At 41.7% G+C, this 12,388-nt stretch carries 7 protein-coding genes; 4 read left to right on the top strand and 3 right to left on the bottom strand.

Going from position 1 to position 12,388, the window contains the following annotated elements; translation table 11 throughout:
- Positions 1 to 11: 11 nt before the first annotated feature.
- The 3 genes from QWZ17_RS16180 to QWZ17_RS16190 all read right to left on the bottom strand — a co-directional run bounded on the left by QWZ17_RS16180 (position 12) and on the right by QWZ17_RS16190 (position 5,452).
- Entirely contained in the window at positions 12 to 3,446 is a 3,435-nt protein-coding gene (locus QWZ17_RS16180) for a SusC/RagA family TonB-linked outer membrane protein (RefSeq protein ID WP_290306310.1), read from the bottom strand.
- Between the two features lie 159 nt (positions 3,447 to 3,605).
- Entirely contained in the window at positions 3,606 to 4,727 is a 1,122-nt protein-coding gene (locus QWZ17_RS16185) for a FecR family protein (RefSeq protein ID WP_290306311.1), read from the bottom strand.
- A gap of 173 nt (positions 4,728 to 4,900) precedes the next feature.
- The gene (locus QWZ17_RS16190; protein ID WP_290306312.1) at positions 4,901 to 5,452 is read right to left on the bottom strand and encodes an RNA polymerase sigma factor; all 552 of its coding nucleotides are present in this window, start codon (positions 5,450 to 5,452) and stop codon (positions 4,901 to 4,903) included.
- A 274-nt stretch (positions 5,453 to 5,726) separates the two neighbouring features.
- Here QWZ17_RS16190 and QWZ17_RS16195 point away from each other — a divergent pair, with 274 nt between their 5' ends.
- The 4 genes from QWZ17_RS16195 to QWZ17_RS16210 all read left to right on the top strand — a co-directional run bounded on the left by QWZ17_RS16195 (position 5,727) and on the right by QWZ17_RS16210 (position 12,338).
- Positions 5,727 to 6,332, top strand: a complete 606-nt coding sequence (locus tag QWZ17_RS16195; RefSeq protein ID WP_290306313.1) for an RNA polymerase sigma factor — start codon at positions 5,727 to 5,729, stop codon at positions 6,330 to 6,332.
- Positions 6,333 to 6,377: 45 nt separating this feature from the next.
- Complete coding sequence (locus QWZ17_RS16200; RefSeq protein ID WP_290306314.1) at positions 6,378 to 7,322, top strand: FecR family protein; 945 nt, start codon at positions 6,378 to 6,380, stop codon at positions 7,320 to 7,322.
- A 109-nt stretch (positions 7,323 to 7,431) separates the two neighbouring features.
- On the top strand, positions 7,432 to 10,788 hold the full coding sequence (locus QWZ17_RS16205; RefSeq protein ID WP_290306315.1) for a TonB-dependent receptor: 3,357 nt from the start codon (positions 7,432 to 7,434) through the stop codon (positions 10,786 to 10,788).
- Between the two features lie 35 nt (positions 10,789 to 10,823).
- Entirely contained in the window at positions 10,824 to 12,338 is a 1,515-nt protein-coding gene (locus QWZ17_RS16210; protein ID WP_290306316.1) for a RagB/SusD family nutrient uptake outer membrane protein, read from the top strand.
- Positions 12,339 to 12,388 lie beyond the last annotated feature (50 nt).

Raw genomic sequence — 12,388 nt, forward strand, 5'->3', positions numbered from 1 at the left:
GTTAGTCATTATTAAAATGTGGCTTGTATTGAACATGTTAAACTGCGGGCATAAGGATAGGTTATGCCACGTTCTGTTTCGATGCTTGATGTGTGGAAAACATCATTAACTGTAAGGCTGGCTCTAACCATTTGCATACCCAACCTTTTAGCCAAACTTTTTTTGATATCGTAAGATAGGGTTACAGCCGGCAGATCTATGGTATTTTCCTTTTGCACAAAGCGCGATGTAGCGTAAGAGGTGCCCAAATCCGCAATGTTTTTATACAAAGCTACATCGCCGGGCTTTTGCCACCTTTGTGAAAGCGCGCGGCTATCTACGTTAAATCTTGGATCGGCATTTTCAACCCTGTCAATCAAAGTTTGATTAAACTGCTGTCCACCAAACCTGTAGTGAAAGGTAAAACTCAGATACAATTGCTTGTAGGATATATTACTACCCAGGTACCCCTCTATCTTCGGTTCCGAATCGCCGATGGGCTGCGTATCTGCAATATCATAAGTGTAGGTTAATGATCCATCCTTTTTTACCAGGATTTCTTTACCATTTTCCGGATCGATACCTAATGATTTTACGCCCCAGATAGTATTGATGGATTGACCTTCGGCAAAGCGTAGCAACGGGGTACCCTGAGCATCGTTGGCAGCATTTGACTGGTAATCATCAACACTTTGATTATAAGCTTTTAAAGCGTTGGATATTTTAACTATTTTATTGGTATTGTGCGATAAGTTACCGGTGATATTAATGTTCAAATCTTTTGACCGGTAAGCGTTAGCGGTTAAGTAAAGTTCATAACCACGGTTACCCATATCGCCCAGGTTGGCTTTATAAGTGTTGTAGCCTGTTGATGGCGCTATGTTGATATCCGATAACAAACCATTGGTAAGCTTGTAATAATAATGAGGATTAAGTAAAAGGCGATCTTTGAAAAACCCAAGCTCCAGCGATAGATCGTAGTTTTTTGTTTTTTGCCATTTAAGGTCGGCGTTACCGTAGCCGTTAACAGTTGCACCTACCCCTGTTGAATACCAGTTGGATGTTTGGTAAGTGTAGGTAGTATTTGAAAGCGATGGCGGAAAATCAACTGAGCCGGTAATACCTGTAGACGCGGTAATTTTTAACCTTGAAATTGACGGGAAATTGTTTTTGATAAAATCTTCATAATGCATGTTCCAGCCTATACCAGTTGCCCAAAAAGGAGCGAAACGCTTATTTGAACCGAAAGCCGATGAGCCATCAATACGATAAGTTGCATCAAGTAAATATTTGTTTTTATAAGCATAGCTACCATTAAAAAAGGTGCCTATCAGCCTGCTTGCTGCTTCATCACCGTTAGGTGCCGAATCTGGCGTGTAGGTGCGGGCAAAGCCAATGTTGGTAAATCTATCGTTTGAAAAGCCACGGGCCTCAAATCCCTTATAGCTTGATGTTGCCGAGGTAATGTTTGAACCTAATGCCGCGTTGACGGAATGATCACCAAGTTGCGCGTTATACACAAACCTTAAATTACCATCAAGGTTTAAAGAATTATTAACCGTATAATCATAACTCCCCCGGTTTTGAATATCAGCAGTAGGGCCGTAAAAGAACGTATTACTCAATGGCGATACAAATACATCTGATGTGCCTTTAGTATCGGTAACACTCATTAAACCTATCAACCGCAAGCCTTTAAAAATTTTCCAATCGATTGAGATATTATCCAAAAGCTCCAGGTATGCCGACTTGTTAAAATTACCCAAACTGGCTTCAAACAAAGGATTGTAAACCGGTTCATTTCTATACTGCCCGTTTACCGGATCATTATAATGGGTATCCACAACCCAATTAGCTATCTCCCTGATGTAGTTACCATTTGCATCCTTTATAGGGTAGTAAGGGTTCATACTTACGTAGGTAGAAAAATCGCCATATTTTGATACAGTGGAGTTAACCTGGCTAACTGTAACCTCGTTTTTGATTAACACATTACGACTGGGATTATAAAAGAAACTCATGCCGCCGGTATACTGGTTGCGCGATGAACCTTTCATTACTCCCGGATTGGTTTGATACCTTAAATCAATACCATATCTAAAAGTAGAATCGCCCCCCTCGGCATATAACGAATGCTTATGCCCATAAGAGTTGATAAGGGGTTGCGATAGCCAATATGTATTGATACCGCTTACCACGTTACGCAGCTTGCTATAATATTCGGCATCTAACTGGTCCTGGCTTTCTGCCGCGTTATTTGCAGCATTATACAAGCCTGCGAGCTTTTCATATTGTAGTTTATCAGAAGCATTTAACACGTGGTAGCCTGTAAGGTCCGGAGCCTGCACAGTAAGTTGGTAGTTGTATGAAAGCTGTAATTTACCCGGTATAGGCGCTTTGGTTGTAATAACAATAACACCGTTTGCAGCTCTTGAACCGTAAACCGCTGTAGCCGCAGCATCCTTTAAAATAGTTACCGACGAGATGCGGTTCATATCCAAATCAACTACTTTTTCTAAAGAAACCTCAAAACCATCCAGTAAAAAAACGGGCAAATTGTATGTACTTGAAAGATTATTACGATCAATAATTTGCCCGTTTACCGATGGCAACGTAGTTGAACCACGAACCGTAATTTTGGGCAAAGCATTAGGATCAGAACCCAGCAGATTATTATCGGCAATTCTTAAAGACGGATCAAACGTGGCTATACTTTTAATGAGGTTTTGAGGATTTACCCGTTGCAGGTCGTCGCCCTTAATAACGATTGCACTGCCGGTGTAGTTATCTTTTTTGATAACCTGGTACCCCGTAATTACCACATCATTAATGGTACTGGTTTTAAGGGTTAACCCAATTTTAAGCATTTTGCCATCCCTAACCGTTATCTCTTTTGGCTTATACCCCACATACGAAAACACCAGCACATCACCCTGCTGAACGTTTAGCGTAAATTCTCCGCTGCCGTTGGTTTGCGTGTATTGTGCTTTATTTTTAACGCTGATGTTAACACCAATCAAAGCCTCGTTTGATATTGAATCAATCACCTTTCCCTGTATAGTTACAGGAGAAGCCAAATTCCCTGCGCTACCCTGTGCGTGTTTTTCGGGAACCTTTTTACTAATTACAATGGTTTTATTAATAATAGTATAGCTGAGATCGAGCCCCTTTAAACAGGTTGTTAAAGCCACATCCAACGAAACATTGTTGATGTCAATATCCTGGCTTTGTTTAAGGCTGATTTTTTCCGGGTAAAAAAACATGTACCCGGTTTGTTTTTTAATGTCTTTAAAAATAGTTTCGAGCGACGCGTTTTGCTTTTTAATAGTTACCGTTTGCGCAAAAGTTGCCGCCGATAGGTGTAAAGCACAAATAAATACAAAAATTGTAGTGAGTTTTATAACAGCGCGGTTTTGCTTTAACCCCCATAATAAGCAAAGAAAGGGGTAAAGAAATTTTAATTTCATACTTTTGATTTAGAAATAGGTGATAATTAAGCAGGACACCGGTCAAAGTTTACTGCTTGCCTTTTGATAGCCGGGAGATTAGCGTCTTTCGGCTTTTCTGTTTGCGGAGGTTTCTTAGTATGCTTTTACCATAGGCAATGCTTTGTTTTTTGAGTTGGTTTAATCATTAGTTGGATGAGGGTTATAGGACACGATAAGGTTGTTACCACTTTGTTCAAAATGTACCTGGTACAACTCCAGTATTTTTAACACATCGCTTAAGTTACTGAAGCGCGAAATTTCGCCATGGAATTTTTCGTCAGAGATACTACCGGCGTAGCTTACATCAACATTGTACCAGCGCGATATCTGGCGCATAATTGTTTTCAGGTCGTCGCCATCAAAAGAGAAAATGCCGTTTTTCCAGGCTACCTCTTTTTCTGTATCAACATCTTTTTTAAATAAAGCGCCCTGTATGCCGGCAACACTTTGCTGGCCCGGCGCGATGATGGTTTTGGTGTATTGATTACTCACCTCCACAGATCCTTCAAGCAAGGTTGTTTTAATGCTGCTTTCATCGGTATAAGCGTTCACATCAAAATGGGTACCCAATACCCGCACTGCCTGGAAACTGGATTTCACTATAAACGGCATCGCCTTATTTTTGGCAACCTCAAAGTATGCTTCGCCCGTTAATTCTACTTGCCGTAAAGCCCCTTTAAAAACTGTTGGGAAACGGAGCGATGACATGGCATTTAACCAAACTTTTGTACCATCGGCAAGTATTAGTTGGTATTGGCCGCCTTTAGGTGTTGTTATGGTATTAAAACCGGCGTTTGTATTTTCATCTCCTTTCGCGGCGTAACTTAACTGCCCATCGGCTACTTTAAGTACGGTAACATTACCCTGAGTAGCGATATTGCCGTTTTTTGCACCATTCAATACAATTTTATTGCCGTTGGCAAGGGTAAGGAATGCTTTATTACCGCCAGGCAGTATATTAACAACCTGGGTTTTATTTTGCTTATTATCCTGTTTTTGTAAAAGCAGGTAAAAACCAAGCGATAGCAAAATCAACACAGAAGCGGCAACAGGTAGCCACCATTTTGATGGGCGTATCTTTTTAATGTTGGTACCATCTTCATGGTATCCTGGAGGCTCAAGTTCTTCGTCCATTGCGTCTGAAAGGTATTTATCGAGTTCTCCTTTTTCGGCCAAATGGAAAAACACCTCCAACTCTTCGTCGGTCGATTTTTTTTCCAGGTACCTTTTTACAAGCTCTTTATAATAATCATTATCCATAGAAACAGATTTCTATGCCTAAGACAACAAAAACGCCCCTGTAGGGTAGCAAGATTTTATAAAAAGTTTAAAAAAAGTTAATATGAAAAGTATTACAGCCTTAAACGGCCCCAAAATATCCGGAATAGCCCAACAATTAATAAATAAAATCACAAAAGAGCTTAATTGAAAAGTTATTGGCGGGAAACTATGGCAAGAAAAATACCTAATGAAATGCCAAATTCTTTTTTGAGCGAAAAACTGAGCACTTTCATTGACGCTACCATATGGTTTTTAACCGCGTTCCTGGAAATTCCCAATTCCTGCGCCACTTCGTCATAGGTTTTTTCCTGTTCGCGGCACATTTTAAAAATCTCCCTTGTTCTTGGCGGCAAGGTTTCTAATGTACGTCTTAAAAAGTCAAGATACTCCTTATGTAAAAGGTCGTCTTCGGTGTTATTTCTTTCGGCAATAAAACCATTAACTACCAGGCCAAGCGCGGCTTCCGAGCGGAAAGCTACTTTCATGCTGTTTAATGTGTGATTTTTGGCAGTTGTAAACAGGTAGCTTTTAAAAGAGGCGACCCCGTTTAGATTATTTCTGTTTTCCCACATTTTAATGAACACCTCCTGGGTGAGGTCTTCTGCTAACAATGGGGCGTTAACATACTTCATTACAAAGTGGTAGATAAACCCTTTATACTTTCCAAACAACCGGGCAAAGGCTAACTCATCTCCTGCAATCATTTTTTGCAGAAGCTCCTGATCGTCATAGATATAGCCTAATCTCACAGAATACCCGGAATGTCAACTTAATAATAAAACAAGCACCAAATTCAAATTTAATCAAATAAATAGGTTTTTTGATAATAATTTCATTATTAAAAAACCTATTTATAAAATACGTTTGTTCGTTGGCCACAATCGGGGAAACATCGCTTGCTTTTTCCAAAGCGTTAACATATATTTAAATTTACTTTAACACCTTAACTGTTCCTTTGTAGCAATCAAATCAGGCTTTGTGAAACAACACTCCGATGCTCAACTTATTTTGGAACTACAAAGTGGCAACGATGGGGCTTTCAGAGAAATTTATGACCGTTACGCCGATAAACTCATAGCCACGGCGGTAAAGAAAACCGGCGACGAAGATGAGGCGATGGATATGGTTCAGGAATTGTTTTTAACTTTTTGGAAAAACCGCTACACCATACAACTTAACGGTTCATTAGAGGCTTATTTAGTGGTATCGGTAAATTACATGGCTTTTAAGTGGTATAAAAAACAAAAGCTACAGCCCCAAACGCTTGATATTTTCCATGAGCAGGAAGCACATTTTGAAGATAGCACTTCGCAAAAACTAAGCATATCTGAGTTAAACTATGCCATTAATAAAGGCATAGATGCCATGCCCGAAAAAATGAGGCAGGTTTATCTTTACAGCCGCGAACGCGAAATGAATGGCCAACAAATTGCCACAGAATTAGGCATATCCCACCAAACAGTACGTAACCAGATTAGCAGCGCGCTGGCCAGGCTTAAAAAAATTGTAGATCAATATTATCGAATCCCTTATCACGATACCGGCGAACTTTTATTTTTAATACTTTTTTTTCATTTCATATAGTACATAAGTCCCTTTGTTGTCACTTACATAGTATAAAGCTTTGAAGTGAAAGAAAAGGAACTAAAAAAACTACTTGATAAATACGCCGCAGGTAAATGCACTGATGATGAATTAGCGCTGCTGCAAACCGTGATGCATGAGTTTGACTCTCATGACGATGCCCCTCAAACCAAAGCCGAACTCAAACAGGCTGTTTGGGAACAAATAGAAAACCGTACCATCAACGCGGGCCGAGTAAGGCGGTTAAACGCAACCTGGTTAAAAGTTGCCGCGGCGGTATTAGTTTTCACGCTTTCGGGCATATTTTATTATAAGCTTGCCTTAAACAAAAGCACCAATGCAGCTATAGCTTACCAGGTAATATCGGCGCCTTATGGGCAAATGCGTAAAGTGGTTTTACCCGATAGCACCACCGTACAGCTTAATGCCGGTACTTCACTAAAATTCCCTACCAGGTTTAGCGCCGCGACCCGCGAAGTAACACTACTTAATGGCGAAGCTTATTTTGAAGTTAAGCACGATGCCGCCAAACCCTTCCTGGTGCATACCGCAGCGGTTACCACACAGGTTTTGGGCACCTCTTTCAACATTAAGTTTTATAAGCAACTACCGGATATACAGGTATTTGTAAACAGCGGCAAAGTTGAGATACATAATCAAAAACAAACGTTTGGGATGTATACGCCACAGCAGCAACTTACCTATAACAAACACAATCAAACCTTTACCCGCCAGCAGGTAACCAACGATCATTCGTTAAGCTGGATGCACGATGAACTGATTTTGGATAAAGTGTCATTTAGCGAAGTGGCGGTATACCTTCAAAACAGGTACAATGTAAATTTTGCGTTTAAAACGCAAAAGCTTAGTCAGCAGCATTATTCTGTGCGGTTTTCAAACAGGCTAACTATAACCCAGGTACTGGATATACTGCAACTTATTGATGGCCGAAAATACCGGCTTCAAAACAACACGGTAATTATTAAATAGATAATAAAAGAAAACCAATGCCTGCTACCAACAAGCACTGGCTAATTGAATGTAACTGCAAAAAACTAAAGCAATTAAGCGGTTACTAATTATGATTAAAAACAAATGTATGGAAAAACTTTTAACCCGTATTTCAGGAAAGTTAATGGCAGCAATTTTATTGCTCTTAACCCTTTCAGCAACCTTGGTGCCGGGACAGGCCCGTGCCGAACGTAAACTATCGCTGATAGATCAGCCGGTAACCGTAAAATTTGCCGACGAAACCATGGATGCATCGCTCGACAAGCTAAAAAAAGCGCTCACCTCCGTAGCGTTCAACTACAATTTAAATGATGTGGCCACAGTAAAAGTAAAGGCCGCCACATTTACAGGCAAACCTTTAAAAGATGTTTTAAATGCCCTAACCCAAGGTACAAGGTTAGAGTACCACGAAAAATATGGCACCATTATTATTTCGCGCAAAAAGGTGGTGATAGCCCCCGCTAAAATAGTGGTTACGGGTAATGTGGTTGATAAGGATGGCCCGCTTGCAGGCGTAGCCATCCGCAGTAAAACAACGCAGGCAGGTACCTCAACAGATGTTAGCGGCGATTTTAAAATATCGGTTGAGCAGGGCGAAGTATTGGTATTTACCTTTATTGGCTATAAAAGTCAGGAGGTTATTGCCGATCATTCCCCGCTTAACATCACCCTAACGGCCGATGTTACCGGCCTTAATGCTGTTGTGGTAGTTGGTTACGGCACGCAAAAAAAATCGGATGTAACCGGTGCCGTGGGTTCATTAAAGGTATCAAATGTTAAAGATCGCTCGGTAGGTTCGGTTACCGAAATGCTGCAGGGGCAAATTGCGGGCGTTACCGTTATTAACGAAAGCGGCGACCCAACCGCTACGCCAAGCATCAGGCTGCGTGGACAAAGCTCCTTTAATACCGAAGGACCACTGACCGTAGTAGATGGTACCATTTACAATGGCGGCCCAATTGACCCAAACGACATTGAATCGATCGACGTGCTGAAAGATTCATACGCGGCCATTTACGGCGCAAGAGCTGCGGGTGGCGTGGTTTTAATAACCACCAAACGCGGCAAACAAGGCAAAACCAATCTGGATGTTTCTGTAAAAGGAGGCGTGCAAAATTCATTGAAAATATTACAGGCATTAAACGCGGCCGAATATGCAGATGCCATTAACACAGCCTATGATAACGCCGGCAAAACCCGTTTGCCCGCATTTGATGCCACCGTAAACCCCGATTCACGTATCACGCGCACCAACTGGCCAGACGCGCTTTTCAGGACCGGACACGTACAGGATTATAGCTTAAACATAAGCGGCGGCAGCGAAAAATCAACCTTTTACGTATCCGGCAGCTATCGCAAAAACGACGCTATTTTGCTAAACACCAACTCGGTGAGGTACAATTTCAGAGTAAACTCCGATCATCAGATTAAGGATTGGCTAAAAATTGGCGAAAGCATGTCGTACTCTTACAATAACGGGCAGGGAGCTAATACTTCAAGTGCTTACACCGGTGCCATTTTATCTGCTATATTTTATCCGCCTAATGCCTCCATATATAACGCCGATGGCAGTTTTGGTGGCGTACCAGCAGCTTATGCCGGTTCGTACGGCGACGTTATTAACCCGGTTGCTTATTTGAAACGCCTGGATAACAGCACGGCGGTAAATAGCTTCACCATTAACCCATATGTGGAAGTTAGCCTATTTAAAGGTTTAAAATTTCGCTCAAATTTGGGAATAACCAAAAACCTTGGTACAGTTAAAAACTTTAGCACAAGGGTATTGGAACCCGGCAAAAAGTTTTTTGATAACTTCCTTTACCAGGAAAGTTATACCGCTACCACCATACTTGCCGAGCAAACTTTAAATTACGATAGGGTATTTGCCAAAGATCATCACGTATCGGCCCTTGCAGGCTATACTTACCAGGATGACAAGTATAATTACTTTGGCGTTAATACCGATAATTACTTGAGCGAGGCCGATGCTTATCGCTATTTAATTAACGGCACACTTAGCCCATCTGGCACCCCTTTGGTGGGTAATCTCACCGAGTCGGCACTCATCTCGTATTTCGGCAGGGTTGGCTATGATTACAAAGGCCGTTATTTTATTAATGGTATAATCCGCAGAGACGCTACATCTAAATTGAGCAAACAATACCGGTCAGAAACCTATCCGGGAGTATCTGGCGGATGGTTGATTAGTAAAGAACCATTTTTTCCGGCCAACGGTGCAATCTCGTTTGCTAAATTAAGGGCAAGCTATGGTCAATCTGGTAACCTTGCAGGTTTGGGCGATTTTCCAACATCTGTTTCCTTATCAAAAACATCAGGGTATTTAGGTAGTCCGGCTGCTATAGTAAATGGTTATGGCATTGACGGCTTGGCCAACCCAAATCTGAGATGGGAAAAAGCAACCCAAACAGACCTGGGTTTTGATTTAGGTTTATTAAACGATAAACTAAGCGTTACCGGCGATGTATTTGTTAAAAACAATACGCAATTTTTATTCGCGCCACCTGTAGCCGCGGTATACGGCGTTGCAAACCCGCCATTTGTAAACGGTGGTAAAATTCAAAATAAAGGTATGGAGCTTGGTTTAAAGTACCAGGATAATGCAGGAGCGTTCCACTACAACCTGGCATTAAATGGCTCTTACATTAAAAATAAGATCATCGATATATTACCCGGCGAAGAGCAGATATTGGGTAACCCAACTGTAAGGGACAACCTTGTACCGGTTCAGTTACAGCAAGGATATTCTTTGTATTCTTTCTTTGGATACAAAACCGCTGGTTTGTTTCAAACGCAGGATGAAATAAACAACTATAAAGGCCCATCAGGCGCGCTTATACAGCCAAACGCTAAACCAGGCGATATCAAGTTTTCGGATTTGAATGGCGATGGTAAACTTACCGATGCCGATAAAACTTATTTAGGTACACCTTTCCCTAAATTCAACTACGGCTTTACTGCGAATTTAAGTTACGGCCCATTTGATATGAGCATATTTTTGCAAGGCATTATGGGTAACAAAATATTTAACGCGGTTAAATACACCGGTTTAAATGCATCTATCCAAAACTACAACCTGCTGGCCGATGCTAAAAACGCATGGACACCAACTCATACCAATACCACTATTCCGCGGTTATCGGCAAGTGATAACAACGGTAATTTTGGTAACGTATCTGATTTTTATGTAGAGAATGGCTCTTACATGCGTATCAAAAACGTAACCCTTGGTTACACTTTACCAAAATCGTTACTGTTAAAAATTGGGGTAAGAAGTGCGAGGGTATTCGCCAACGCGCAAAACCTGGCAACCTTTACCAAGTACACCGGTTTAGACCCCGAGGTTGGTATAAACCAAAACGGTGTCGACCTTGGGCTTTACCCACAATCCCGCATCATTTTAGTAGGTGTTAACGTAGGCTTATAATCACATACAAACAAGAATTTTAAGGAGATAATAAGATGAAAATCAAAAATATATTAACAGCGGGCCTGGCGGGTGTACTGATCATAGCACTTGCGCAAAGCTGTAAAAAAGGCACTTTAGATAATATTAAACCAACAGGTACACCTACAAGTACCAACTTCTGGAAAACATCAGATGACGCGCTTCAGGCTGCTAACGGTTTATACGAAAAACAAAGCGGAAGCGAGGATTTGTATGGCCGTGGTTTTTTCTGGTTCATAAACGCCAGCGATGATATGGTGGTTGGCCGTACATCTGCCGATAGGGAAAATATCAAAAACTTTATATGTACCGGTAACGAAAGTAGTATTTACGCCCCGTGGTCATTACACTTTGTGGTGATGAAAAGAGCTAATGATGTAATTGCCAATGTACCAGGCATCACTATGGACCAAGCCACCAAAAACTTTATTTTGGGCCAGGCCTACCTTATACACGCGGTAATGCACCTTGAAATTGCCGATTTGTACGGAAGTGATAAGCAGGGCGCGCCTATTCAAAACAGGACTAACCCTGTGGCGTTTCCGCTTCAAGCTGCATCTGTAAAAGATAACTACGCCTATATTGAGGCCGATTTAAAGAAAGCAGCTAATTTATTACCTTACTTTGATAAGCTTGCCCCAGCCGATTATGGCCGCGCGCACAAAACTGCTGCCTGGGCTTATCTGGCCAAAACGTATTTACACGCAAAAGATTACGCCAATGCCGAAAAATACGCCGACTCGGTTATTTTAAGTGGTAAACATGCTTTATTAGCCAATTATGCCGATGTATTTAAAATTGCCAACAACTACAGCTCCGAGTACATTTGGTCGGTTGCGAGTAACTTAAACGGGCAGAGCATTTTACCTGGGGCTATGTTAGAAAACAAAGGCTGGGGATTATACAATGGCTTTGGTTACTACCAGCCAACTAAAGAACTGGTTGACGAATTTGAACCCGGCGACAAAAGACTTGCGGCGACCATCCTGAAAAAAGGGGATTCATTCCAATACTTTGGTCAAACTTATACCTACCCTATCGGCGGTAAAAGCAACAGCTTAACAGGTTACCAGTTTAACAAATACATGGAGCCATTTAGCTATGCCGGCGGCATACATGTAAGCCCTAACGGCGATGAACCTTCCACAGATTTAAATGTGCCTTTATTACGCTACGCGGAACTTTTACTAATTAAAGCCGAGGCCCAGATTATGCAGGGTAAAAATGGCGATGCTGCTTTAAACCTTGTGCGTGTGCGCGCAGGTTTGGCTCCAAAATCTGGCGCAACAATGGCCGACTTAAAACACGAGCGCCGTGTTGAATTAGCGGGCGAATGGAGCGACAGGAATTTTGATTTGGTACGCTGGGGCGATGCCCAGGCAACTTACGCCAAACCTTTGCATGGCGCAGATGGATCGGTGGTTTGGAAGGCCCGTAACTTTGATCCTGCAAGGGACAATGTTTGGCCTATCCCACCCAAAGATATCCAGATAAGCCAGGGCCAGTTAAAGCAAAATGCTGGCTGGTAATTAACCTGATTATGATTAAATAAAAAAAGAGGCTGTCCCCAAAAGGCAGC

Source organism: Mucilaginibacter flavus (genome assembly GCF_030409315.1).
In the GTDB taxonomy this organism is placed as follows: domain Bacteria; phylum Bacteroidota; class Bacteroidia; order Sphingobacteriales; family Sphingobacteriaceae; genus Mucilaginibacter; species Mucilaginibacter flavus.

Coding starts and splice junctions, on each gene's coding strand:
- QWZ17_RS16205 (WP_290306315.1), top strand. CDS start 7,432: ATGGAAAAACTTTTAACCCGTATTTCAGGAAAGTTAATGGCAGCAATT.
- QWZ17_RS16190 (WP_290306312.1), bottom strand. CDS start 5,452: ATGATTGCAGGAGATGAGTTAGCCTTTGCCCGGTTGTTTGGAAAGTAT.
- QWZ17_RS16185 (WP_290306311.1), bottom strand. CDS start 4,727: ATGGATAATGATTATTATAAAGAGCTTGTAAAAAGGTACCTGGAAAAA.
- QWZ17_RS16210 (WP_290306316.1), top strand. CDS start 10,824: ATGAAAATCAAAAATATATTAACAGCGGGCCTGGCGGGTGTACTGATC.
- QWZ17_RS16180 (WP_290306310.1), bottom strand. CDS start 3,446: ATGAAATTAAAATTTCTTTACCCCTTTCTTTGCTTATTATGGGGGTTA.